The 23,964-nt window shown below is 66.2% G+C and carries 30 protein-coding genes; 7 read left to right on the top strand and 23 right to left on the bottom strand.

The features are described from left to right. Positions 1–2 precede the first annotated feature (2 nt). Together AB663_RS11200 and AB663_RS11195 are read right to left on the bottom strand one after the other, a co-directional pair. Entirely contained in the window at positions 3–656 is a 654-nt protein-coding gene (locus tag AB663_RS11200; RefSeq protein WP_198147861.1) for a CoA transferase subunit B, read from the bottom strand. 1 nt (position 657) lies between these two features. Beyond that, entirely contained in the window at positions 658–1,431 is a 774-nt protein-coding gene (locus tag AB663_RS11195) for a CoA transferase subunit A (RefSeq protein WP_067198965.1), read from the bottom strand. Positions 1,432–1,535: 104 nt separating this feature from the next. Between AB663_RS11195 and AB663_RS11190 the strand changes: the two genes are divergently transcribed. The 4 genes from AB663_RS11190 to AB663_RS11175 all read left to right on the top strand — a co-directional run bounded on the left by AB663_RS11190 (position 1,536) and on the right by AB663_RS11175 (position 4,597). Beyond that, positions 1,536–2,321 (top strand): IclR family transcriptional regulator, encoded by a 786-nt coding sequence (locus AB663_RS11190; RefSeq protein ID WP_067198964.1) that lies wholly within the window; start codon positions 1,536–1,538, stop codon positions 2,319–2,321. 33 nt (positions 2,322–2,354) lie between these two features. After that, positions 2,355–2,792 (top strand): MarR family winged helix-turn-helix transcriptional regulator, encoded by a 438-nt coding sequence (locus AB663_RS11185; RefSeq protein ID WP_067198963.1) that lies wholly within the window; start codon positions 2,355–2,357, stop codon positions 2,790–2,792. Then, the gene (locus tag AB663_RS11180; protein ID WP_067198962.1) at positions 2,789–4,015 is read left to right on the top strand and encodes an MFS transporter; all 1,227 of its coding nucleotides are present in this window, start codon (positions 2,789–2,791) and stop codon (positions 4,013–4,015) included. The genes AB663_RS11185 and AB663_RS11180 overlap by 4 nt, the downstream gene beginning before the upstream one ends. 105 nt (positions 4,016–4,120) lie before the next feature. Then, positions 4,121–4,597: a YbaK/EbsC family protein gene (locus AB663_RS11175; RefSeq protein WP_067198961.1), complete on the top strand. Its 477-nt coding sequence runs from the start codon at positions 4,121–4,123 to the stop codon at positions 4,595–4,597. Between the two features lie 63 nt (positions 4,598–4,660). Here AB663_RS11175 and AB663_RS11170 read toward each other — a convergent pair whose 3' ends face one another. Both AB663_RS11170 and AB663_RS17760 read right to left on the bottom strand, forming a co-directional pair. After that, positions 4,661–6,169: an Ig-like domain-containing protein gene (locus AB663_RS11170; protein ID WP_157541046.1), complete on the bottom strand. Its 1,509-nt coding sequence runs from the start codon at positions 6,167–6,169 to the stop codon at positions 4,661–4,663. A 482-nt stretch (positions 6,170–6,651) separates the two neighbouring features. Further along, on the bottom strand, positions 6,652–6,879 hold the full coding sequence (locus tag AB663_RS17760; protein WP_198147860.1) for a DUF3263 domain-containing protein: 228 nt from the start codon (positions 6,877–6,879) through the stop codon (positions 6,652–6,654). 259 nt (positions 6,880–7,138) lie between these two features. Here AB663_RS17760 and AB663_RS11165 point away from each other — a divergent pair, with 259 nt between their 5' ends. Next, on the top strand, positions 7,139–7,402 hold the full coding sequence (locus AB663_RS11165; protein ID WP_067198958.1) for a hypothetical protein: 264 nt from the start codon (positions 7,139–7,141) through the stop codon (positions 7,400–7,402). 60 nt (positions 7,403–7,462) lie between these two features. On the opposite strand, the gene AB663_RS11160 is transcribed toward AB663_RS11165, so the two are convergent. From AB663_RS11160 to AB663_RS11145, 4 genes are read right to left on the bottom strand one after another with little or no spacing between them, the layout of a single operon-like run. After that, positions 7,463–7,801: a hypothetical protein gene (locus tag AB663_RS11160; protein ID WP_067198956.1), complete on the bottom strand. Its 339-nt coding sequence runs from the start codon at positions 7,799–7,801 to the stop codon at positions 7,463–7,465. After that, positions 7,798–8,076, bottom strand: a complete 279-nt coding sequence (locus tag AB663_RS11155) for a hypothetical protein (protein WP_067198954.1) — start codon at positions 8,074–8,076, stop codon at positions 7,798–7,800. The genes AB663_RS11160 and AB663_RS11155 overlap by 4 nt, the downstream gene beginning before the upstream one ends. 2 nt (positions 8,077–8,078) lie before the next feature. Then, on the bottom strand, positions 8,079–8,507 hold the full coding sequence (locus AB663_RS11150; protein WP_157541044.1) for a hypothetical protein: 429 nt from the start codon (positions 8,505–8,507) through the stop codon (positions 8,079–8,081). Further along, positions 8,504–9,385 carry a hypothetical protein gene (locus AB663_RS11145; RefSeq protein ID WP_067198949.1) on the bottom strand — a complete coding sequence of 294 codons (882 nt, stop codon included), beginning with the start codon at positions 9,383–9,385 and terminating at the stop codon, positions 8,504–8,506. The genes AB663_RS11150 and AB663_RS11145 overlap by 4 nt, the downstream gene beginning before the upstream one ends. A gap of 74 nt (positions 9,386–9,459) precedes the next feature. Between AB663_RS11145 and AB663_RS11140 the strand changes: the two genes are divergently transcribed. Next, the gene (locus AB663_RS11140) at positions 9,460–11,556 is read left to right on the top strand and encodes an acyltransferase family protein (RefSeq protein WP_067198947.1); all 2,097 of its coding nucleotides are present in this window, start codon (positions 9,460–9,462) and stop codon (positions 11,554–11,556) included. Here AB663_RS11140 and AB663_RS11135 read toward each other — a convergent pair. Both AB663_RS11135 and AB663_RS17190 read right to left on the bottom strand, forming a co-directional pair. Further along, positions 11,541–13,262, bottom strand: a complete 1,722-nt coding sequence (locus AB663_RS11135; protein WP_198147859.1) for a collagen-like triple helix repeat-containing protein — start codon at positions 13,260–13,262, stop codon at positions 11,541–11,543. The genes AB663_RS11140 and AB663_RS11135 overlap by 16 nt on opposite strands. A gap of 4 nt (positions 13,263–13,266) precedes the next feature. Continuing rightward, positions 13,267–13,692 carry a hypothetical protein gene (locus AB663_RS17190; protein WP_067198941.1) on the bottom strand — a complete coding sequence of 142 codons (426 nt, stop codon included), beginning with the start codon at positions 13,690–13,692 and terminating at the stop codon, positions 13,267–13,269. A 153-nt stretch (positions 13,693–13,845) separates the two neighbouring features. Here AB663_RS17190 and AB663_RS11125 point away from each other — a divergent pair, with 153 nt between their 5' ends. Then, positions 13,846–14,295 (top strand): DUF732 domain-containing protein, encoded by a 450-nt coding sequence (locus tag AB663_RS11125; RefSeq protein ID WP_067198939.1) that lies wholly within the window; start codon positions 13,846–13,848, stop codon positions 14,293–14,295. Here the strand turns inward: AB663_RS11125 and AB663_RS11120 are convergent. The 13 genes from AB663_RS11120 to AB663_RS11060 all read right to left on the bottom strand — a co-directional run bounded on the left by AB663_RS11120 (position 14,292) and on the right by AB663_RS11060 (position 23,956). Then, positions 14,292–14,984, bottom strand: a complete 693-nt coding sequence (locus AB663_RS11120; protein WP_067198938.1) for a hypothetical protein — start codon at positions 14,982–14,984, stop codon at positions 14,292–14,294. The genes AB663_RS11125 and AB663_RS11120 overlap by 4 nt on opposite strands. Beyond that, entirely contained in the window at positions 14,984–16,075 is a 1,092-nt protein-coding gene (locus AB663_RS11115; protein WP_067198937.1) for a hypothetical protein, read from the bottom strand. The genes AB663_RS11120 and AB663_RS11115 overlap by 1 nt, the downstream gene beginning before the upstream one ends. 11 nt (positions 16,076–16,086) lie before the next feature. Further along, a complete protein-coding gene (locus AB663_RS11110) occupies positions 16,087–16,869 on the bottom strand; it encodes a hypothetical protein (RefSeq protein WP_067198935.1) in 783 nt (260 codons plus the stop codon). Next, positions 16,869–19,034 carry a hypothetical protein gene (locus tag AB663_RS11105; RefSeq protein ID WP_157541041.1) on the bottom strand — a complete coding sequence of 722 codons (2,166 nt, stop codon included), beginning with the start codon at positions 19,032–19,034 and terminating at the stop codon, positions 16,869–16,871. Before AB663_RS11105 ends, AB663_RS11110 begins: the two co-directional genes overlap by 1 nt. Positions 19,035–19,379: 345 nt before the next feature. Continuing rightward, positions 19,380–19,778 (bottom strand): hypothetical protein, encoded by a 399-nt coding sequence (locus tag AB663_RS11100; protein WP_067198931.1) that lies wholly within the window; start codon positions 19,776–19,778, stop codon positions 19,380–19,382. Positions 19,779–19,876: 98 nt separating this feature from the next. Beyond that, on the bottom strand, positions 19,877–20,446 hold the full coding sequence (locus AB663_RS11095; RefSeq protein ID WP_067198929.1) for a phage tail tube protein: 570 nt from the start codon (positions 20,444–20,446) through the stop codon (positions 19,877–19,879). Between the two features lie 70 nt (positions 20,447–20,516). Next, on the bottom strand, positions 20,517–20,942 hold the full coding sequence (locus AB663_RS11090) for a hypothetical protein (protein ID WP_067198927.1): 426 nt from the start codon (positions 20,940–20,942) through the stop codon (positions 20,517–20,519). After that, the gene (locus AB663_RS11085; protein ID WP_067198925.1) at positions 20,939–21,208 is read right to left on the bottom strand and encodes a hypothetical protein; all 270 of its coding nucleotides are present in this window, start codon (positions 21,206–21,208) and stop codon (positions 20,939–20,941) included. The genes AB663_RS11090 and AB663_RS11085 overlap by 4 nt, the downstream gene beginning before the upstream one ends. A gap of 4 nt (positions 21,209–21,212) precedes the next feature. Next, positions 21,213–21,605 (bottom strand): hypothetical protein, encoded by a 393-nt coding sequence (locus AB663_RS11080; protein ID WP_067198922.1) that lies wholly within the window; start codon positions 21,603–21,605, stop codon positions 21,213–21,215. Next, positions 21,605–22,021 (bottom strand): hypothetical protein, encoded by a 417-nt coding sequence (locus AB663_RS11075; protein WP_157541039.1) that lies wholly within the window; start codon positions 22,019–22,021, stop codon positions 21,605–21,607. The genes AB663_RS11080 and AB663_RS11075 overlap by 1 nt, the downstream gene beginning before the upstream one ends. Further along, positions 21,948–22,283, bottom strand: coding sequence for a hypothetical protein (locus AB663_RS11070; RefSeq protein ID WP_067198918.1), 336 nt, complete (start codon positions 22,281–22,283; stop codon positions 21,948–21,950). The genes AB663_RS11075 and AB663_RS11070 overlap by 74 nt, the downstream gene beginning before the upstream one ends. A gap of 18 nt (positions 22,284–22,301) precedes the next feature. Continuing rightward, a complete protein-coding gene (locus AB663_RS11065; protein WP_067198917.1) occupies positions 22,302–23,243 on the bottom strand; it encodes a phage major capsid protein in 942 nt (313 codons plus the stop codon). Between the two features lie 68 nt (positions 23,244–23,311). Beyond that, positions 23,312–23,956: a phage scaffolding protein gene (locus tag AB663_RS11060; protein ID WP_067198915.1), complete on the bottom strand. Its 645-nt coding sequence runs from the start codon at positions 23,954–23,956 to the stop codon at positions 23,312–23,314. Positions 23,957–23,964: the final 8 nt, after the last annotated feature.

Here is a 23,964-nt window from a genome sequence, read left to right as displayed (position 1 = left end):
TCTCATCCTTCATCTCTGCTGTCGGCGGGGACGATCAGCGGCGGCTCGGTCGCCGCCACGACGTCGGCCACGGTCACTCCGGGCGCGGTTTCGACGAGCACGAGCCCGTCAGGGGTGACGTCGATCACCGCCAGGTCGGTGATGATCCTGTCGACGACGCCCCGCCCGGTCAGGGGCAGAGAACACTCGTCCACGATCTTGGGCGAGCCATCTTTCGCGACGTGCTCCATGAGCACGATCACCCGTCCGGCGCCGTGCACGAGGTCCATGGCGCCTCCCGGACCCTTCACCATCTTGCCGGGGATCATCCAGTTCGCGAGGTCCCCGCGAACCGACACCTGCATGGCGCCGAGGACGGCTGCATCGATCTTGCCGCCCCGGATCATGCCGAAGCTCAGTGCGGAATCGAAGAAGGCCGCACCGGGGAGGGTCGTGACCGTCTCCTTGCCCGCGTTGATGAGGTCGGGGTCGACGTCCTCCTCACGCGGGTACGGTCCGACGCCGAGGATACCGTTCTCGGACTGCAACACCACCGTCACACCCGCCGGCACGTGGTTGGGCACGAGCGTCGGGAGTCCGATGCCGAGGTTGACGTACTCGCCGTCTCGCAGCTCTGCTGCGGCGCGCGCCGCCATCTGGTCACGAGTGAGGGCCATCTCACGCCCCTTCCGCGGCGACGGTCCGCCGCTCGATTCGCTTCGGGACGTCGGTACCGACCTCGACGACCCGGTGCACGTACACACCGGGCAGGTGGATGCGGTCAGGGTCGAGCTCTCCGGGTTCGACGAGACGCTCCACCTGAGCGATGCAGACCTTGCCCGCCATCGCCGCGAGCGGATTGAAGTTGCGTGCGGCCTTGTTGAAGACGAGGTTGCCGTGCCTGTCGCCGACAGCGGCGTGCACGAGGGCGAAGTCCGTGCGGATCGCCTCCTCGAGCACGAACGTGCGGGGCTCCCCGTCGATGTCGAAGGTGCGAACGTCCTTCGCGGGCGATGCCACGGCCACCGTGCCATCCTGCCCGTACCGACGCGGTAAGCCGCCGTCCGCCACCTGCGTGCCGACGCCCGTCTGCGTATAGAACGCTGCGATGCCCGACCCTCCGGCACGGAGCTTCTCTGCAAGCGTGCCCTGCGGCGTCAGCTCCAGTTCCAGCTCTCCCGAGAGGAACTGCCGCTCGAACTCCTTGTTCTCCCCCACATACGACGACGTCATCTTCCGGATACGCCGCGCAGCGAGGAGGATGCCGAGTCCCCAGTCATCGACGCCGCAGTTGTTGCTGACGATGCTGAGATCCGTGGTCCCCTGTGCCAGCAGTGCTTCGATGAGTGCGATGGGGTTTCCCGACAGCCCGAACCCGCCGACGGCGAGGGACGATCCATCGGGGATGTCGGAGACGGCCTCAGCCGCAGACGCCCATTGTTTGTCGATCACGCGTGCTCCTTCGAAACGTGTGCCCTCTCCAGCATCCGCCTCCCCTCCTCGGGGTGGAAGCCCGTTCTTGCCATGTGGGCCGACGGCGGCGTAGCGTCCACATCATGGAATCATCGCGGAGCGTACCGGGAGCTCAGGCGATCGCGCGTGCAACCCGCCTCCTCCGCCTGGTGACGGCGTCGGGAGCGGAGGGCGGCTCTCTGCAGGAGTTGGCGCGCTCCGCGGAGCTGTCGCGCTCGACCGCGCACCGGCTGCTCACGGCACTGCGCGCCGAGGGCCTGGTCGACAGGGACCCCGAAAGCACCAGATGGATGCCGGGACCCGAGCTCTTCCTCATGGGGTCGGTCGCTGCGGCCCGCTACGACGTGACGACGCTCGCACGCGACATCGTGCGCTCACTCGCCGTCAAGACCGAGGAGAGCGCGTTCTTCTCGGTGCGCCGCGCCGATGAGACGGTGTGCCTGCTCCGCGAAGAGGGTTCGTTCCCCATCCGGTCCTTCGTGCTCAGCGAAGGCGTGCGTTTCCCCCTGGGGGTCGCGAGCGCGGGGCTCGCCATCCTCGCTTTCCTGCCTGACCACGATGTGGATGCATACCTCGACCGGCACCCCGAGATCGAGCGCGAGTGGGGACACGCACACGCGGTCCAGCCGTTGCGAGCCCGCCTGGCGGAGACGAAGGAGCGGGGGTACGCGGTGAACCCCGGTCTCATCGTGGAGGGCAGCTGGGGCATCGGCGCCGCCGTGTTCGACAGGGCGGGACGACCGGAGTGGGCGCTGAGCCTCACCGGGGTCGAGTTCCGGTTCGGCCCGGATCGGATCGCGGATCTCGGCCGCACGCTGCTCGCCCACGCCCATCAGCTGTCGGCTCGGATAGCGAGCGCTCGACGCTGACCCACTCATACCATCGGGTATATACTTGTTGGTATGAATCGCGTCGACGTGATCCCCTCGCTCGTCCTGAGCGGCTACGCACTTGCGCGGATCGCCGCCCAGGATGCAGGCAATGAAGCGCCCGCCGCGCAATGGCGCGTGCTCAGCCTCCTCGATCAGGGCGGTCCGAAACGAGTCGGAGAACTGGCGGCCGCGGCGAGGACGACTCAGCCCGGCATGACCCGCCTGATCGGGGCGCTGGAGCGAGAGGGTCTCGTGCGTCGCTCGCCCGACCCGGACGACTCTCGGGCGATCTCGGTGGATGTCACCCCTCAGGGCTCCGCTGCCCTGGCCGCGTGGCGCACCGAGTTCCGGGACACGCTCGCGCCGCGATTCGCCGATCTCGACGACGCAGATTGGGCGGCGCTGACCCGTGCCGCCGAGATCCTCGCCACGCACACCGCACTCGAACCGACAGGAGCAGCACGTTGAACACCACCGCACCATCCGTGTGGAAGCAACCCGCACAGGTTTGGGCCGTCGCATTCGCCTGCGTCGTCGCCTTCATGGGAATCGGGCTCGTCGACCCGATCCTTCCCGCCATCGCGGAGTCTCTGCAGGCGTCGCCGTTTCAGACTGAATTGCTCTTCACCAGCTACCTCGCCGTGACCGGGGTGGCGATGCTCGTGACGAGCTGGATCTCCAGCCGCATCGGCGCGAAGATGACCCTCCTCATCGGCCTGGCGCTCATCGTGGTGTTCGCACTCCTCTGCGCGCTCAGCGGCAGCGTGGACGCCGTCATCGGCTTCCGCGCCGGCTGGGGGCTGGGCAACGCGCTCTTCATCTCCACCGCGCTCGCGACGATCGTCGGTGCGGCGTCCGGCGGGAGCGCGGCGGCCATCGTGCTGTACGAGGCAGCGCTCGGCCTCGGCATCGCCATCGGCCCGCTGCTCGGCGGCATCCTCGGGGAGCAGAGCTGGAGGGCGCCGTTCTTCGGCGTCGTCGTGCTCATGGCGATCGCTTTCATCGCGGTGCTCGCGCTCCTGCGCGGGCCGCAGGAGGCTCGCCGGCCCGTGCCGTTCTCGGCGCCTTTCCGTGCGCTGCGCCGCCCCGCGCTCGCGATCCTCGCCGTGGCCGCCCTGTTCTACAACATCGGGTTCTTCATCTTGCTGGCGTTCTCGCCCTTCCCGCTCGGCTTCGGCGCCATGGGCATCGGTCTCACGTTCTTCGGCTGGGGCGTCGCGCTTGCCATCACGAGCGTGTGGGTCGCGCCCGCGCTGATGCGCCGGATGTCCCGCACGTCGATCATCCTCACGGTGCTGCCGCTTCTCGCCGTCGACCTCGTCGTCGCCGGTGTGCTGGTGACCTCGGCGACGGCGCTGGTCGTCTGCATCGTGGTCGGCGGCCTGCTGCTCGGCGTCATGAACACGGTGCTCACCGAGGCGGTGATGGAGGCGACAGACCTGCCGCGTTCGGTTGCTTCGTCGGCGTACTCCGCCGTGCGCTTCATCGGCGGAGCGGTGGCACCACCGCTGGCAGCAGCCCTTTGGCACGGTTTCAGTGCCACTGTGCCTTATCTCGTGGCAGCCGCCGCCGTGCTCCTCGCCGCGCTCATCGTCCTGCTCGGCCGCTCGGTGCTGGCCCACATCGACGACCATGCCGCTGACCCTGCATCGGAGGATGCCGAGGCGATCCTGCTCGGCGATGCGGCCTGATCACCCGCTCTCCGAACGCACGACAGACGACCGAAGGGAGCCCCGATCCCGGGGCTCCCTTCGCCGCGAGATCGACCGTACGGCGGCATTCGGTACGGTTGGGGCATGAGCGAACCTCTCCCTGAACGCAGCAGGCTCGTCCAGCAGCATCTCGACGCGGCGGGCGTCGACACGGAGATCCGCGTACTGCACGACTCCGCGCGGACGGCCGCGGAGGCCGCCGCAGCCATCGGATGCGAGGTTTCCGCAATCGCCAACAGCCTCGTGTTCCTCGCCGACGGCGAACCCGTGCTCGTCATGACGAGCGGAGGCCATCGCGCGGATCTCACAACCCTCGCGCACAACATCGGTGCGGAGGGCGTGAGCATGGCACCGGCAGCCGTGGTCCGCTCAGCGACGGGGCAGGCGATCGGAGGGGTCGCACCCGTGGGGCACCCGTCGCCCCTACCCACCTACATCGACGAGGATCTGTCCGTGCACGAGACGCTGTGGGCGGCTGCAGGCCATCCGCACACCGTGATGCCCCTGAGCTTCGAGACCCTGTGCGCTCTCACCGGCGGAAGGGTCATCGCCGTAGGCTGAGCCGACCGTCGGCCCACCCGCCCGTCGCCCGACCGATGCGGTCGAACGACGGGCGGGCATATCTCATCGACGCCGACGGAGCACAGCGGCCCTCGTCGTCAATGCGAGTCCGAGCAGGACGACTGCGGCGCCTGCGTACAGCAGCGGCAGCGGGAGGTCAGAACCGGTTGTGGCAAGCGTCTCCGTGAGCGGAAGCTCCGGCGGCGCCCCGGGCGTCGTGGGTGTGGGCGTCGGAGGTTGGGTCGGGGTGGGCGGCGGAGGCGTCACCACGCGAGCCGAATTGGTGAGGGTCACCGCGGCATCCGTGTACGCGCCGATCGTGATCTGCGCCCGTCCGCCGTCGAGGGCGACGACTCCCGGACCTGTGAAAGTCGGCGTGCCCCATTCGACTCCGTCGACGGCGGGGATATCGACCTCCTCGAGAATGACGACGGTGCCCTGCGGCAAGCGGATGCTCTGGCCGACGTTCGCGGTCGTGAAGCTGACCGTTTCCGTGACGGCCGGGTCGCCGTACGTGTAGCGCACCGTGAACTCGGCGTCGGTCGGCACCGTCGACGCGGCGTCGCCGTCGATGGCCTTCGTGATGGCGAAGCCTCCCATGGGCGTGCCGTCACCGATGCCGCCGCCGGCGGAGGTCCACACCTGCGTGTCGCGCACGGTGGTGCCGTTGATGGTGGCGACATTCGCGAAGGTCGCGCCCTGAGATGGAACGGCGGGCTCCGTGTAGTACTTCACCATGTAGTACCGAGACGCGTCGATCGGCGCCGGGATCTCCAGGTGGAACGCGGTCCCGTCCTCGTTCCATGCGGCGGTCCACCCCGGCACCGAGTAGCTGGGGCCGTTCGTCTCGTCCGTCGCCCAGACCGTGACCTGCCCGTCGGTGTTATGGTGCGCGGCGGTCGTCTCGCCGGCGGGAGTCAGCACGTCGTCCACGACGATCGATTCGGCTCCGATGAACTGTGCGCCCGGTATCACGAGAACCCACTCGATGCGGCCGTCGTCGGTGAGAGATGACCACTTCTGCGGCTCTGCGGGGAGCGTCTTGCCCGGGGTGATACCGCCTCCGGGGACGGTGACCGGAGTGGTCTTCCCGTCCACGACGAACTCCACCGTGCTGCTCTCGGTCGACTCGTCGGCGGATGCGACGAACCACAACGATCCTGCGATGCCGTTGCGCCCCTCGACGTAGTCGGTGAGCGTGCAGGTCACGACGGGAGCTGCATCCGCCGACACCGTGCAGTGTGCGATCGGGGTCGCCGGGTCATCCGTCGAAGGGACGACGAAGCTCGTGCCGAGTCGTGCGAACTCGGTCGGCAGCGTGAAGCCGAATGTCTGGCCCGCTGAGGCGCCGTCAGGCACGCTCCAGGTCGCGTCGATCCGGATCTGCTCGTTCACGCCCGTGCCAGGCGAGCCGTCCACCGTCGACACGACGATCGACGCCGGATCGATCGCCCCCGGGTAGTCGTATTCGACGGCGGCAGCGGCACCTGCACCCATACCGAGTGCTGTGCTCAGCACAGCGAGGGTGCCCGCAACCGCTGCTGCAGTCAGGCGTTTCTTGATTCTGGGCATGACGTGTCGTCCTCCAAGTCACCTTGCTCCTTCGCGTCCCCGCGCGAAGGCCCCACGTACCAAGAGACCACACCGCGCCCATCCCATTTGCGGTATTCCGGCATCTATTGACATCGCCCGCAGAGGGCCGCGGATTCTGCTCCTTCTTGGAGAGCAAAAGTGACATGAGAACCCGCACTTTCGCCAGCCTCCGCGTCGCGGTCGGCGAGGTGAGCAAGACCCGGGCACTGAGATCCGTGGGCAGAGCCTGGGCAACGCGTCTTGGTCCGAGAAACGGACAAGGCCCCGATCCCAGTGCTTCCACGGGATCCGGGCCTGTCGAGAAGTGGTGCGCCCCCAGGGACTTGAACCCTGAACCCACTGTTATCCGGTGAGCCGTACCTGGATATCCCTGCCTCTACTTTCCGGGACTGGGGGTGCTTCAAGTATGTCCAGGGCTTACGAGGTACATCGTCAATTCGACGAGTAAATGGCGGGCTGCGCTATGCCGCTCGCATCGATCTGGAATGACGACCTTGTGAGGTGCGGTCGCGCACCATCCGCGCCGTGATCGGGTGCGCCGCGATCCCCTCGGCAGACGACGCTGCACGGATCAGCAGCCGGTAGTAACGGATCTCGGACATGCCGAGCCTGGTACGTATCGCGTGGCTCTTCGCCGGGGTGTGTCGGGGCCACTGCGCTTCGAATGCAAGCAGGTCGGATGGACTCACAACCTCGATCCTCCCCGCTACCTCCGACACTGGGGGTCGCACGCCAGGCAGAAGTGGCCACGGTTACCGCAACGAATGACGAATGGCGGCCGAATCCGTCCCTCTCGACACTTGGTACCGGCACGGGTTTCGTCGTGCTGTGTTCGATGTCTGGGGCGAGACGTAGACTCGTTGCCTCGGCCGGAGAAAAGGACACCCGGCCATGCCATCCCGACCCTTACACCCCGACACACGCCTCAGCGTCAAGCTGAGCGCCCTCATGGGACGCAACGCCTACACCACCGACCCCGAACCGGTGATCGCCGAACTGCGTCGCGTCGCCGGACCCCGCATCGACATCCTCACCGAGGAAGTCGGCCTGTGGATCGGGTTCCACGACAGCGAACACACCCGCACCCTCACCACCGCTCTCCGGGCGCTCCCCCTCGACATGGACGACTGGATCGCGGAAGGCGACCGGCGACGCCGTGCAGGGCACCACTCCACTACCGGGTTCAACGGTCCCCACGGCACCGGCCTCTGACCCGAAACGACGAAAGACCCCCACCCGCCCGAAGGCAGGTGGGGGTCTGTGGCGACGGCGTCAGCGCAGGTCGCGGCGCAGGGAAGCGCCGGGAGTGAATGCGCGCTGGGCGGCGACGGAGAGTCCTGTGGGCTTCCAGATGCCGTAGTGCATACCGACCGCGATGAGGAATGTCGGTAGTGCGAGCAGCAGGCCGGTGCCGAGGTCGTAGGTGGTGCCTGCGGCGATCGCTTCGCCGAGCTCGGTGAGCAGGGATGTGATCAGCGCGAGCGCGGCGAGAAGAATGGCCTTCGCGCCGGGGCTAGTGACGGTCTTCGTGACGAGACCCACCAGCAGCGGGAGGACGGTCGAGACGAGCAGCTGGATGATCAGTGCCACGTCCAGGGTGAAGGAGATCATGAGGTTTCCTTGTCGTATGTTGGGTATTCGGGGATCTCACTGCTGTCGACGCATGGGGCGGCGATGAGCAGTCGGCGTAGGAGGGATGCGTGCTCTTCGATGCGGCGGCGCTTCGCGGCCTCACGGTCAGCGCGCTGCCACGCCCGGTCGACCTCGTCGCGCCGCTTCCGACCACGCCCGGAGGCGGCGTCGAGGACACGCTTGGTGAGTTCGAGCAGGATCGCCCCGCCGCCTGCGGACAGCAGCACGGCCGCGGGGGTGGCCCAATCGGTCATGTCTACCTCCGGGGCTCGTAGCTGTACTCCCGGATGACGAGCGCCCGGATCGTGAAAGGTGCAGAGGCGAGCAGGATGATGCCGACCTGCGTCAGGCGCGACGAGCCCGCATCGGTGCTCTGCAGGTGCAGGATGGTCACCACCGTGAGGTAGATCGCGAGGCCGAGCATCACCGGACCGATTGCGAGGAGCCGTTCAGCCCACCACCATCCGGGGAGCACGGTGATTGCCCCGATCGCGCCGCCGACGATGAAAAGCATGGCCCACACGGTTGTGATGAGCGGCCCCGCCTCCCCCGCGATCGACTGGGGTGGTGAGATCAACGTCACCACACCGATCACGACCGTCAGCATGTAGATCGCGAGGTACGCGACCTTCATATGACGCGGCTCGGTGATGCGCTCCCAAGCGGCACGGAGCGCGCGCATCATGCCGCCCCGTACGGGACCGTCTTTGCGAGCGTCTGCTCGTAGGCGCGGGTCTGCGTGGAGATGAGTTTCGGCAGCTGCGCGATCTGCGACCGGGCGACGTTCGTCGCGGACCACATGTTGCCGGGGCGCACGCTCCCGTCGAGCGGGTCGAGCACGACGAACCCACCATCGCTGGGACGCCAGTCCCAGATGTGCAGGTCACACCCCCAGGTGCGCAGCGTCGCCGGCAGCTCGTTGATGTCGAGATCCTGCCAGTCGTCGGCGGTGCGTCCGATGCGCATGATCTTCTGATACGGGTCGGTCGGGATGAAGTGACGGAACACCCCGAGGCCGAGGGCGACGTAGTGCAGCCCGGACCCGAGCCCGGAGATCTTCAGGAACAGCATGGTGTTGTCCTCCTCAGGGACGATGACGGGAGTACTGGCGCCTGCCGGTGCGGGGGTGTCGATGTGTCCGAGCGGTCCCCAGTACGTCCAGTGCCAGAGCTCCCGGAAGTTCTCGCCCTCGCGCGTGATGTTGTGGCGTCCGGCGAGCTGCTTCGCGCGGCGAGCGGCCGGGGTGTCGGCGTTGTACGGGGCGCGCAGGTCGTTCGACCGGCGCTTCTCGTGGTTGCTGGTGTTCGGCGGCGCGACCGTGTCGGGGTGGATTTGATACCAGGTCTTCCCCTGCCACGTCCGTTTGCCATAGACCTTGCGGCCGTTCGGGGTCAGCGTCATCCGCTCGTTCCAGATGCGCAGCTGATCCTCCGGCTCGCGGTCGCCGGAGCGGGACACCATCGGCGGGTATCCCTCCCGGACGAGGTCGTCCGAGAGGGCACCGAACGCGTCGCGTGTGCCCGAGGCACGGTTGTACGCGCCGTCCGTGAATCCGAGCGGCATGATTCCTCCTTAACGACGAAAGCCCCACCGATTGATGGGGGCTGCTTCGGGTTCGAACACCTACAGTGGGTCGAGTGAACTCTGTCTCCCCGGTCGCCACCACTGATGTCGCCAAGCGATCCGCGTTCCGGCGCGACATCCAAGGGCTTCGGGCCTTGGCAGTTCTGATCGTCTTTGCAGACCACCTACTGGGCTGGCCGATCGGTGGATTCGTTGGCGTCGACATCTTCTTTGTGATCTCCGGGTTCTTGATCACCGGACTGCTGCTACGCGAACACGACAGGACCGGACACATCTCGTTCCGCGGTTTCTACCTGCACCGCGCGCGGCGGATCTTGCCTGCAGCCACGGTCACGCTCGCCATCACCGTTGTGTTCGCTTGGGCGTTGTTCACCTTCGACCGATTCACTCGTGTCGGCCTCGACGCCCTAGCCGGGCTGCTGTTCGTCTCCAACTGGCGATTTGCCGCAGTGGGGACGGACTACTTTCAGGCTGACGGACCGATCTCGCCACTGCGGCACTATTGGTCTCTCTCCGTTGAAGAGCAGTTCTATTTCGTGTGGCCCTGGCTACTACTCGCGGCCCTCGTAGTTGTCGCGCGATTCGCCAAAGTCACCCCACGTCGCAGCCGCATCGTCGCCGGCTCCATCATCGTCACGCTGAGCGCCGCATCGTTCGGCTGGGCTCTTTTCCAGTCAGTGGACGCACCGCTGTCTGCCTACTTCTCTACTTTCACACGCGCATGGGAACTCGGTATCGGCGCAATTGTGGCCGTGTCCGCCAGTCGGCTCGAACGCCTCCATCCAGCCTCCCGCTCAGCTCTCGCGTATACAGGTATCGCCCTGATGCTCGCCGGAGTCTTCCTGATCTCACCTGCGACAATCTGGCCAGCCCCTGGGGCTCTGTTGCCAGTTATCGGGGCGGCCTTGTTCATCGCCGCAGGAACCGGAACACAAGCGCGCGGACTCTGGATGTTCACGAACCCTGTTGCCGTGTTCACCGGGAACGTGTCATACAGCCTCTACCTGTGGCACTTCCCTGTGATCGTGTTCGCCTCAGCACTGTTTCCTGACCGCGGGCGCATAATCACGGCACTCATATTCGTCGTCGCATGCGCCCTAGCGATCGCCCAGTACTACGCCGTCGAGCTTCCCATCTGGAAAGGCGGATCCCGAAAAGGTTACGAGAAGGCGATCCGCCTTCCCGCCGCCATCCTGGGCGGCATAGCGCTAGTCGCACCCGTACTTGTCGCATCCGCGTCGGCCGGTAACACGCCCGTGCCCGCCCTCGCCCCACAAGTGTTCACATCGTCACACCCAAACGCACAGACGATAGAAGCGCAGATGCGATCCGCTATCGAGATGACTACGTGGCCGGAACTCACCCCGTCCGCATCGTTGATCGGTCCCGATCTGAAGGTGGGAGCCTGGGTGGATGACTTCTGCCTCGCTGGCGAATCAACCAGCGAGGCAGATCCGAAGACAACCAGTGCACGTTGCGTCTACGGAGACCCCAGTAGTTCCAACACCATGGTGCTCGCCGGAGACTCAGTCGCGCTGAGCTACCTTCCCGCACTTCTCCAAGGCTTCCCGACCTGGCGGATCCATGTGCTCACCATGCAGCAATGCCCGTTCGCGGATGTCTCCGTCGAGAAGGGAGACGGATCGGATCACCCAGCTTGCAACGACTGGCACCAATGGGTAACGTCGCAAGTCGCCGCCCAAAGGCCCGACCTGGTGATTCTTTCGCAATCCGAAACGGCGCTCCACCGGTTGAAGGGTTCGGGTACCCCCGAAACTGTGATGGCATCGGGAGTCTCACGTGCGGTCAGAGACCTTGCGCCATGGTCGGGGCGCGTCATCGTGCTATCCCCTCCACCGAACATCAAGAACATAGCCGACTGCTACACCGCGACTAGCTCACCAACGGACTGCATTAGCGCTCCCAGCGACGACTACGCCGGCACCATCACCGCGCTGAATCAGGGCGTCAATGATGCCGACGTGCCATCGTCCTCATTCCTGGATCTCACACCACTCTTCTGCTCAGGCGATGTTTGCCCAGTGTTCGCAGATGGGAAGATCATGCGTGCGGATACCAGCCACCTCACCGAGAACTACTCCCGGCACCTCGGTGACGCCATTCATGAGCTGATTCAGCGACCGAAGTAGAGGCCGCCAACCTTCACCGTGAGAGCGGCTCCGGTAGGGTTCGACACGACAACGCGAGGTCGAATCCCCGCAGCCTTCAGAAACAAGGGCATAGCCGCACTCGCCATTCCCGCAAGCGCCCGCGGCATGTGCCACCCGCCCACCGGAATCCCCGTGACGCCGAACGCGGCGACGGTGCCCGAAACCCCTAGTGATGCACCGTCGTACCCTCGGAGATCCAGCGCGAAGGACGCATTCACACCTACAGCAGAGGTCGACAGCACCAGCGTCTGGTAGAACTCGTCCAGGTCGTTCTTCGGGATAGTGTACTTGTAGTCCAGTCGGATTGACCCGCCCGCAGGAATCGTCACCGACAAAGCCTGGCCGGCGCTGAACGGCGTCTCCGCGACGATCGCATACGTAACCGCGCCCGTGAGGGTGACGTCCCAGTCCAGCAGTGACGTCTTCGCCCCCACGGTCTCTTTCTCCCACCGCGGGTCGCCGATCCGGTTGGTGTCCCAGGTGATCAGGTTGCGTGCCGACCGTTGCAGGTTCCGCAGCATCACCGCCCGCACAGCGGATTCCGCCATCACCAGACTCGCTGCCGCGGTGGCCGTGTCAGTGTCGTAGGTGCGCCAATAGAACGTACCCGCGACATGCACGTTCGTGCCGCGCAGCAGGGGCTGCTTGTTCAGCAGCATCGTCGTCCCCGCGAACTCCAGATACACCTCTCCGGACGATGCGGTGGAGAACACCAGCGCCCCGTCTGAGGTCGGTGTGGGGTAGTTCACGGCCTCGATGTGACCGCCCGAGAAGAAGTACCGGTGGTAGCCGACCGAGGTGCGGATCACGCCCTTGTAGGTGAAGTCGAAGCTGCACGACTGGAACGTGTGATCGAAACCGACCGAGTACACGTCGAACGCCCAGTCGACCGACGCGAACACGCAGTGGTCCCACGTGAAGTTCTCCCCCGAGTTGACGTTGCCGGGCATGATCTTCACGCCGATCCCGTTCGTCTCGATCTGGAACCGCGAATACCGGCCCAAGAAGTGGTTGAACGGGTTCATCTGGATCGCGATGTCGAACCCGGTGATCGAGATGTTCGACAGACCGTAGCGCGCCAACTTCCGGTTGATGTTCGTCCGAGACCCGAGCTCCAGACCCACATTCGCGGACGTGGACGTGCGAGACATCCGGTTGATGATCGTCAGACCACCCATCGTCGCATCGATGATGTCCGAGTTCTGCTCCTGCTCCTTCGTCATCGGCGGGTACAACACGGCCGGGTCGTCCGCGAGCGGCGTCACCCACACACACGAACTGTCCGACCCGTACCACTCGAACGTGACCGCCCCCTCGGTGACCAACTTCACATACGGCGGCACCACCAGAGACTGAGTGATCTTGTACTTCCCCGCCGGGAGAGTGACCAGCGACCGTGCACCGAACCCTGCCCGCACCGCATCCCGCGCCTCGTCGATCACCCCCTGGATCACGGCCGTGTCATCGGCGGCACCATCACCCACCGCACCAGCCACACGCACGTTCCGGCCGGTCGCCTGCGCATACCTGGCATCTGCGGCAGTCCGCGTTTCCGACGGCACCGTGAGCAGAGCCGCCACACCAGGGTCTGTCGGGACATTCTCCAACCCCGGAAGCCCCTGCGGACCCTGCGGCCCAGCAGGACCGGGCTCACCGCGCAGGTTGACCATCTTCATCTTCGCCATCGGGTCACTCCCATCGAAGTTCTTGCGTGTCCGGGTTGAACCAGAACTGGTAATCGGAGTTGTCAGTCGCACCGACCCACACCTCGCCGGCCTCGGGCGGGGCATCGATCGCCTCGTCCAAAGTCACCGTCGGTGCGTCGGGGATGCGTAGTTTCCACGGCAGACGGTCTTCGCTAACGAAGTTGCCAGCCTCGTCGAGGTAGACCAGGGTCATCCAGTACCAGCGATCGCCACGCATCGTCGTTGTCGGTGCCAGGTCCACGCTGAACGATCCCGTCTGATCTGTCGCGACCATCACGGGACGATCAGCAACAAACGTGCCCGCCGCCGTCAGAGTCGGGTCATCCGACAGCGTGAACTTCACAGTCGTAGACCGGTAGTCGATCACCGAGTACCGCGCGTCGAGCGCCTTACCAATGAGCAGCGTCATGTCGCCTCCGGGTCTGGAACGAGAGATTCATGAAGCGCAGTGTCAGCTCGCGCTCTTCCGTACGGCGCGTGGCCGCGATAGACTCCGGGCACGAAGAAGGCCCGAACGAGGTGGAGCTCGTCCGGGCCAGACGCCGACTAACGAGGAGTCGACATGCCCAAGGTTACAGCCGCAACAGTAGTTCTCGCGGCACTGGTTTCGATCACTCTCACAGGATGTGCGAGCGGGACCGGGAACGCCGCCGACGAGCGCACGGCTTCCGCCGCGGCCGAGACGGACGCACCGGCGGAGACGCCCGAGCCGCTCGTCGCTGAGACGCCTGCGCCCACGTCAGATTCGGCGAGCGAGGCCGACGCCGCATTCCTTCAATACGTGCGCGACGAGCTGCCTCCGACAACGACGATCGGGAACGCTACTGATGCCCAGCTCATCGCTGCCGGACATCAGGCGTGCGAGCAGGTGCTTTCCGGCGTCGCCTGGGAGGATATCCGCCTCGTTGAAGGCGAGGAGCCTAGCTCCACGGGCTACTACCTCGACACGTCGGCGATCCTCAATGGCGCGCTCTACAACTACTGCCCCGAGCTGATCCCTGACGTCGGCTAGTTCACCACTCGGTAGACCTGTCCGGCGCTGTCGATGTAGAGAGAGCCGACTGTCGCGTTGTTCGCTGACGCCCGAGGGATCGTCGGAAGCCCGTTCAGGGACACCCCGCTCGTCTGCACAGCGAGGCTCTTGGTTCCCGCCACCAGGCTGACGCCGCCATTGTTCAGAACGACCTGATTCCCGCTCGCGTGCAGGATGGTGAGCACGGCGCCGCTCACGTAGATCGAGTGTCCACCGACCTTGATCGTCCCGCCGTTCGCGCTCGGATTGATCTCGATGTTCCCGGCCGTGATCTTCCCCCCGCCGGTCACGTTCACGTTCCCCTGCTGGGTTGTGTTGCCGGTCTGGGTGACGTCGCCAGCGATCGTGCCGGGGCCGTTCAGGTTCCACGGACCGTTCAGGTTCGAGGTACCCGTCTGCGTCAACGTTCCGGACCACACCCACGTCCCGCCACCCTCCAACGTGCCAGTGATCCGGAGCGTGCCGTCCACGATCTGCAGCCCCGTGACCCGCATACCGGGCGCGCCGCCCGTGACGGTCTTCACCTGAATCCCGTCCGGGGACTGCACCCGCAACCCGCCACGCGTGATCGACGAGAACCCCAGCGGAGCGTTACGTTCCTGCCGTTGCAGTCGACGCTGCAACCCCGTCGTCGCGCCCGGGAGGTCGAGGCGCTGCCGAGCGACCATTACCCCTCCTCCAAGATGAGCGTGAACTGGTCCGACTCGGTCGTCCCCTTGTACCCGATCACCCTGCGGGAGATCACGCCGTCATCGATCCACGGGTCACCGTCCGTGAGGATGCGGAGCATCGACCCGACACGCAGCTGCGCCGGCGACACGTCCCGGGTGAGGACGTCCGCGGACCACTGCACGCGCGGCCCCGCATGAGACTGCACCCACGACTGCGCGAGCGTGTTCAGACGGGCCGTGTCGTCGACGTCCTTGTACGGGACGACGTAGTCGCTGGACACCGGGTACGACGACGGCAGGGACGCTTCACCCCACCGCATGTCCTCCTCGGAACCGCGGCCGAGCGTGAACACACCCGTCGCCTGCTCCGTCCCATCCGCCTGCACCTTCACGTTCAGCAGCGACCCGCCATCATCGACACCGGGAGTCGCGGACGCGGTCAACGGCAGCTCGAACGTCGGACCGGTGAGGAACGGGGTGCCGATGCGGGCTTCCAGCCACGCCACCCCAGACCGGTACACGGGCTCGAGCTCGATGTCGGGCCCGTTCAGGTCGTCCTCGATGTCCTGCAGGATCTCGTCCGCGGTCTGCAGGTCGTACCCGAAGTACAGCGCCCACGGCGACGACCCCAACTCCGCCCCACCGACGTCGACGTTGATCGGCCACGCAGGCGAGTACGGGTGCACGAACGCGTAGTACAGGATCTGCCGTACCACGCCACGCATCGAGTAGCCGCGGAAGTCCATCGTGAACGCCGGGTTGTAGGAGCTCACACCCCACAGGTGCCGTTTCGCGGCGAGAGTGCGGAAGTCCTGGTGGGTGAGCGTCAGCTCCTGGGTGTTCTTCTCGTAGTCGACGTTCGTGATCCGCCCGAAGTAGACGGGGGTGTCGTCCCAGCAGACGGCGACGGACCGCACGCGCGGCTGGAAGAGGTCCTTTCGCTGCGCCCGGGTGAGTCCGTCGTCGCCAAGGTTCAGGACGGTGCGGTTCGGCATCCTGTCGCCACGCGACCAGGTCCCCGACCTTGGGGTGATGATCTCGATCGGTGCACCCGTCTGGGTGTCGAAGATGCGAGTGCTCCACGCCACCGGGACCTCCTCTACTCGAACGCGTCGAGGGTGCGAACCACCATCGACCCGCTACCGCCCGCACCCGTCAGGGCATGCGTCACCTGCACACCTCCGGGGATCGCCCACCGTCCCGGCACACTGATCGCCCCCAACAGGCGGGAACCATTGCGGAACAGGCGGGACCGTCCGATCTCGATCCGATCCACCGACCCCGCAGGCAGCGGAGCCGTCACCGTCAGAGTCCGACCGGCCGCGGTGACCGTGTACCCGTTCGGGAACGGTCCCGTTACCTCCACAACTGGCGATACTGGGGCGTTTCCCCGGTGGTAGGCCTGAACCGTCGTCCCCCGCGTTGAGACGTTCGTCTCGCCGTACTTCCGCGGGTCAGGGAACACCCACTGCTGGAAGAACCCCGCATGAAGCAGCCGGGACCGGATACCGGAGTCCGTGAACTCCGCCTGTCCCCCACGCCGCGCCCACGCCCACAGCGTCTCCCCGTGATGATCAACCTCGACCCGGAACCGGACACCACCGGCGCCGATACCCATCACGTGGTGCTTCCACCACCCGAGACTGTCCAGACTGTCCGCCAGGACAACACCGTCGACCTTCACGACCCGCGCCCCGGAGTAGACGGGAAGATCGAACTCCCCATCTTCCCCGGGACGCTCGACGGACTCACGCCGCACATCCGCGGTCCCGTCCCACCCGCTGAACCCGTCCGGCTTGATGTACAAGCCAGGCTCGTCCACGTCAGGACGCGACCGGATGATGCGGGACTGCACCCGGATCGTAAGATCAGCGATCGGCATCAGTAGCTCCTCAGCAGGTGATCGAGCTGGTCGCGCGCGAGCTGCGCCGCGACCTGCGGGTCCTCATGCGCGTACGTGTTCGACTGGTTCACCACCACGCCGCCTCGAGGAGCACCACCACCACCGGCGGTGCCGGGGGCGGGGAACGGACCGCCGCCGGGGAACTCCGGGAACCCGGGGCCCTCGTCGCCCATCCCGCCGACCCACTGCTCCCAGAACGCCTCACCGGACTTCCGCAGCTGCGACCACCCGGAACCCGAGAATGGGCCGCGCTTCGCCGGGGAGTGCGGGAAGAACCCTGCGACCCAGTCGAGGACACCGCTGACCGCGTCACCGATCGGCTTGGTCATCGCCTCGATGCCCTTGAGGAACCCGCCCATCAGGTCCTTACCGGCCTGGACGAGAACCCCACCGATATCGACCAGCGCTTGCGCGGCGCGGGTCGGCAGGCTCGTCACGAACGCGACGATGTCGTTGATGCCCTGCTGCACCCACTGCTTCGCGTTGAAGAACGCCACGCCGATCTTGCTTCCGGCGTCCATCGCCCACTGCCAGACACTCGCCAGCGGCCCCTGCAAACCGAGCAGGTCACCAGCGAACTCCGTGAGCGTCGTATCGCCGGCCAAGAACGAGAACAACGCACCGACACCGGTGATGAACGCCGACGCGTTGTTGGCCCCATCGACGAACAACGGGATGAGCAACCCCAGCAGGCTGATCAGCTCGGGCAACGTTTCGGCCGCCTGCTCGAACAGGAAAGGCAACTGCGGCAGCAGATCCTTCGCGATCTCCGTCAGATCCGGAAGGATATCCGCGAACGCCTCAGCGAGCTTCGGGCCTTCCTCCTCCGCGAGAGCCCCGATGACCGGCAGAAGATCATCACCGATGATCCCCGCAAGCTCCTCCGCAACCGGAAGAAACCCGGCACCGAGCTTCGCTTGGATGTCCTCCCAAACAGCCGCGTTCGTGCGGTTCCTGTTCGCGAGCTCATCCTGCGTGTTGACGAAGTCACCAGCGACCTGGTTTGTCTGCTGCAGCAGCGCCCCATAACGGGCCTGCACCTTCTGCGCTTCGGTGAGCTGCTCGCCGGCGGCAGCAATGCCGTTCGCGTACGCGTACTGCTCAACCGTGGCAGCAGACAGATCGATGCCATACTTCCGCAGCGGCTCCGTCTCTCCGGCAAGACCAGACTGGAACACCTCCAACGCATCAGCCACGTCGAGGTTCATCACCGACGCGAAGTCTGTACCGCGGCCAATCAGCTGCTCGAGAGTCCCCGCGACGTCTCCACCGCTCCCGGCGATCGTCTTCACGAAGCTCGAGAACTGCGTCGCGTAGGCGTTGAGTTCGTTATTGCTCAGGCCGAATGCCTTCGCCGAGTTCTCTCCGAGCTTGAGCACTTCGTCGGCGGCGTCCCCGTAGGTGACCTGCACCGCGTTGACGGACTCGTTCAGGTCCGATGCGATGGAGATCGACTCAAGGACAAAGTCCTTCGCCTGGTCGAACGCGTCCGCGACGATGTTGCCGATTCCGAGGGCTGCGAAAGCGGCAATCAGTGGTGCCGCGAACGACTTCACCCCACCGATCACGTTCGATCTGAAACCGGTGACGCCGCGGTCTCCGGCCTGGGCCAGTTCGTCACCAGCTCGGTCGGCGGCACGAGCCAGTTCACTCTGGGAACGCTTCAGATCGTCCGTAGCCCGCTCTGTGCCCTCGTGTGCTGACTCGAGCTGGCGCGACGCGGTGGCGAGACGTTCCTGTGCCCGGATCACCTGGGACGAGTCAGCCGCGTACTTCTTGTTCGCCTCGTTCAGCTGTGCCTGAGCGACTCGGACCTTGCCGATCGCGTCCTGCTCCTTCAGGCGCGCAGCCGACAGGGCACGGGACGCCTTCGCGACATCCGCCTCGAGCGCCTTCGCGACCTTGTCGCTGGTGCCCTTCGCGGACTGCTCAAACGCCTTCTTGAACCCGGAGCCGGTCGCCTTCCCAGTGTCGTTCCCCGTCTTCGCGAACGCACGCGAGAAACCCGACGTGGCAGACTTCGCGGCCCCGTCGGTCTCCGCCGTGACCAGCTTCCGGAACCCCTTGAACGTGGGGACAACCGCGACCTCGGCGACGGCAACCTGAGAGCCCATGCGCTCCTCCTCATCGGTCCCGGAGCGCACTCCGTTCCAGGAGCTTCCGCTCCAGCTCGGCGCGCTGCTCCGCCGTCACATCCGCGTTCGGGTCCTTCTCGGGCCACGGCCGCGGGAACCGGAACGGCTCACGAGACTTCGTCGGGTCGCGGTGCACGTTCGCATACCACTCAGCGAGCGTGATCAGCGCGACATCTGCGTCCGACGCGACCCAGTCGTACCCGCGCAGCGCAGCGACAACGTGGGAACCGCGCTCCCTGAACAGTTCCTCGATCAGATCCGCGCACCGCCGATACCGCAGACGCCCCGACCCCAGATCGTCAAGATCAAGGCCGAGGCGTTGCAGGTCGAACCGGACGGGCTTGCGGTGCTCCTCTACGAACGAGAGGAGCCCGAGGATTCCCCCATGGTGATACCCATGGCCTTCTGGAACTCGGTGAACACGGCCGCCTGGAGGCGCTTCCGCTCGAGGACACCCATCGACTTGTACGCGTCCTGGAAGTTATCGCCGAACGTGCGCGCCATGATCTCGAACTGCTCGTCTTCGTCACGGTCTTCGTCGTCCGTACCCATCGCGAGCTTCAGCAGCTCCGGTGGGAAGTCGAGGTCGATCGCCAGGTCGAACCCGGCCTTGGTCGTGTAGTGCAGGACGTCGTCCTCGACCGTGTACGTGCGAGTGGCCTTCTTTACCTCCACAGGTGAACTCTCGCGCGTCGAATCGGTCTTCTGGGCCTGGGGGCGCTTCGTGGTCTTTCGAGGGCTGGGAGCAGCCATTTCCGTCTCCTGTTCGTGGGTGGTGGTCGTGGGTGGAGAGGAGAGTGAAAGTGGGGTGCCGTGCCACCCACGAAGGACACGGCACCCCACACCTGGGGTCAGGCGGGCGGGAGCACCCACTCGCCGAAGTGGTCGTTGTTCACCAGCGGCGACCGGTTCACCTTGAACGTGAACGCGTCACCCAGCACCTCGCCTCGGGTGTTGCGGTCCTCCACCACCGTCTGCACCTGCACGTTAGGAGCGACACGGCGCCGGATCGCCCCGTTCTTGAAGATCTCCTCCGAGAACAGGACGTACTGGGTCGCGTGGCCGCCACCGTCGAACGTGATGTACCCGTTCGCGTCCGGGGTCTTCCCGGACTTGATCTGCCGAACCCACTCGTTCATCTCGGCCGCAGTCGCCGCCACAGCGACGTTCGCGAGACCAGACGGGATGCTGTACCCGTCCTGCCAGAACTCGATCGGGTCGCCGTCCTGCTCCCACGTCCACCCCGGCCCGCCGTCCGTCTTCAGCAGACCGAGCTTCTTGAACGCCGCCGGGAGCACGAAGGCCGCGTCGGCGCCCTCCACGGGCGTCGGGATGGCCGTGCCGAACGGTGCCAGGGCCACGAACCCGGTGACGGGAACGGAGACCAGCGTGATGTCGTTACCTGCGGAGTCCGCAGCCATAGTTCTTCCTCCTGGAATGAGGAAGACCCCCGGCTGCCGCACAGGGGTCTTCAGATGATGGTGTGGGTGGTCAGAGAGCCGAGCCAACGACGGTCAGCTCGAACGTCAGATAGCGGACCGCCTTCTCGCCCTCGTCAGGGACGGGGATCGGTCCGTTCGAAGCGGTGACCGCGGCGACCGGGTTCCCCGGCTCCACACGGGCGCTGTCACCGATCAGGGCACGCACGATGCGCGCGAGGTCATTCGCGTCCTTCGGGAGCGCCTTCGTGCCCGCGTAGATGGTCACGCCGAGCGCGGCCGAGTCGGTGACGATCTCGCCCAGGCTGGACCCGTCGTACCGGATCACGACGAGCTTCGACGGCCAGGTAGCGCCCGGCTGCGGCTCCTTGTTGTCGACCTTCACCCCGGCGCACACCGGCTCCGGTCGCGCCGCAAGCTGCGCACGCAACCACCCGGTGAAGAACAGCTCGAGGTCGGCGTGGATGATCGCGGTCATCGCTTCCTCGCCGCCTTCTTCACCGCGCGCGCCAGGTTCCCCGTCTTCGCCTCGATGATCAGCGACTTCGGGTCCGTGGCCTCCACAACGCCGACCGCCCGGTCCTGGTACTTGATGCGGGTACGGATGCCCGCCTTGTAGGCGTTCGTGTCCGTCGGTGCGTCGGCGCGCGCGATCTCCGCGATCCGGTCGGTCGCCTGCTGCACAACCGAGACGATGCCCGGATCACGTGTGAGAGCGTCCAGATCCCAGTTGCTGATCGCCATGACCTCATCCCTCCGACATGTCGAGCGGGATCTCCACGACCGGCTGCCATCCCGTGAACGGGTTCGTGTCGGCCGCCGGGCGCACGTTCACGTACAGCACCTCGCCGCCAGACCACACACCCGTCTGCTCGTCCAGCACGCCACCGCGGCGGATCCGGTCGCCTGGCCGAACATCCGCATCCGGGTCGGTCAGGTACAGCGACTTGTCCGTGAGGATCTGATGCCGTGTCGCATCCACCGGCGCTGTGGACGAGGACGACGCGACGAACGCCTGCTCGAGCACGAGATAGTCGAGCGGGTCGCCCCACGACCCCGGCACCTGCGCACCGGGGTCGTAGGGGTCGATGACCGGCTGCCGGCGTTCACGCACCACCTGCTCACCGAACGGGAACTCCATCAGAAGTCCTCCTCCGGTGGGAACATGTCAGCGCGTCGCATTCGGTTCCCGAACCGGATGCCGTCCGGTGCTGGCGTGCGCACGGAGCGGACGTTCCCGACTCCCACGATCGCGTCGAGGTCGTCGAGCTGTTCCGGGTAGAACCACTTCAGCAGCGCCGCACGCGCGTTGTAGCGGACGTTCGCAGGCCCGACGGTCTGCGAATCGATCTGCCCTCCCGGACGCGACAGACGGGTCATGATCGCATCCGCAGCAGCCGACACGAAAGCCGACTCGTTCTCCACGGTGATCCGGTCCCCGTACCGCGCGTTGAGACGCAGTGCGAGGACCGGAAGCCACGCCTCAGCCCTGGTCGTCTGCGCCGCCGTCAGCGTCGGCAGGAACGGCTGCAGCTTCTGCATCGTCAGCGTCAGCATTCGCGTCCTCCTCCGAGCTGGTGGCGGTCTCGATGACCGTCAGAATGTCGGCCTTCTTCTTCGCGTCGCCGAGGTCGATGCCGTGCTCCTCGGCGTACGCCTTGAGCTCGTCGACCTTCAGCTTCGAGATGTCCACCGTCTCCTGCTCAGCAGGGGCGGGCGATCCGGGGACCACCCACCCCTGCGAGATGTAGGAGTCGGCGACGTTGTCCGGCACGGTGACCTGACGGCCCTTGCCGGGGTGCTTCAGCGTGATGCTCATGCTCGTCGCCTCCTTCGCTTACGGCGTGACCGCGGCCGGGGTGACTGCGGCGGCGGGCTCGGCCTTGCCGGTGCCCGTGATGGTGTTGCCCAGCGCGTACGCGTACCGGGCCTTGAAGCGCAGCGCGACCATGTCACGCTCCGCCAGGTTGATGCCGCCGACCGTGGCCTGGTCGAGGAACTTCACCTGGATGTCGGACCGCTGGCCGATCTTCACGCGGGCGCGGTCCGCGACGATCGCCGTGGCGAGCGCGTTGTCCCACGCACCGTTGTCGACGAACTCAGCGGACAGGCCTGCGATGTCGTCGCTGAACGACCCGTCGGCGCCGAGCGTCCGCGACAGGATCGCGGTGCCGTCCGACGCGCGGAGGTTCGCGAGACGGAAGCGGAGGCGGGGAGCCGAGAGGATCGAGGTCGGGTTCGCGCCGGAGTCCGCGACCGCGCCGGCAGCCTGGAAGATCGACCCCGCGAGGTCGTCCTCGCCCGGCGTGGTCGAGACCTGGAACACGTTGCCGTCCGCGGTCGCCGAGGCGAGCAGGTCCGGGTCGGTCCAGGTCGTCGGCTTATCGACGCCGAACAGGATCGCTTCGTCGAGCTTCTTGCCGATCGCGTGACCACCGAGCACGGACAGGTTCGTCAGCCCGTCCTCGGTCATGTCCTCCAGGACGTCCTCGTGGATCGGGATGATGACCGCGAGCTCCTCGACCACGAACTTCTTGTTGCCCCAGACGGCCTTCGACGTCGGCTTGACGCCGGCGGCGTCGGTGGCCGACTCCGAGACCCACTGAGCCTCGGGAAGGGTCGTGAGCACGGGTGCGTTCGTGATCTTCGTGCCCAGCGGCACGGTGCCGAAGGCTCGGATCGCTGCCGAGCCTTCGCTGTCGCCAGCCGCGTCCAGGAAGACGTTCGAGTACTCCTCCTGGATCAGCGTGGCGACGTCGTTGCGGGTGATGTCCGCCATGATGTGTCTCCTTCAAGACGAAAGCCGCCCCAGAGGGACGGCTGAATGGTTGAGATGGGGATGCGGGGTTAGGACGCCTTGCGGGTCGCGCCGAGTGCACGGAGCGCCGCGGCCGCCTTCCCCTTGCCGGCCGTTGCGGCCGTGTCGGACTGCTCACCCGTGCCGGGCTTCGGCCGCGTGCGCGGCGTCGGCTTCCCGGCCTTCAGCAGGTACGGCTTGTCCGCCGCGAGCTTGTCGATCGCCTTCTTGATCGCGTCGACATCCGGCTCGTCGTCCTTCACGAGCTCCTCGGAGTTGAGGAACGCGAGAACGTCGCCGGGATCGGTGAACCCGGCCGACGTCGCAGCGAGCTTCACCTCCGTCGACACGATCCGACCAAGGAACTTCGACCGGGTCTCGCCCGCAGCCTCCGCGCGAGCCGCCTCGAGGGCCTTCTCGTGCTCGGTCTTCTGCGACTCGAGGTACTGGTCGTGCTCCTCAGCCTTCTTCTTCAGCTCCTCGTAGTCGGCGTACTTCTGACGCTCACGTGCGAGGCGCGACTCGACGATGCGGTTGAACTCTTCCTGCGTCGCGGGAGGCGTGTACGCGGGCGGCTCGTTGCCGTCCTGGCCGCCCTGCGGGGTGGCCTCACCTCCCCCGCCACCCTCGGCACCCTCGCCGTTGAAGCGAAGGAACGGGAAGCGGGTCTGCAGGCTCTGCTGATCGGTGAACATGGATCCTC

The organism is Microbacterium sp. XT11, from assembly GCF_001513675.1.
Classification (GTDB): domain Bacteria; phylum Actinomycetota; class Actinomycetes; order Actinomycetales; family Microbacteriaceae; genus Microbacterium.
This window is presented reverse-complemented; position numbering and strand designations above follow the sequence as displayed.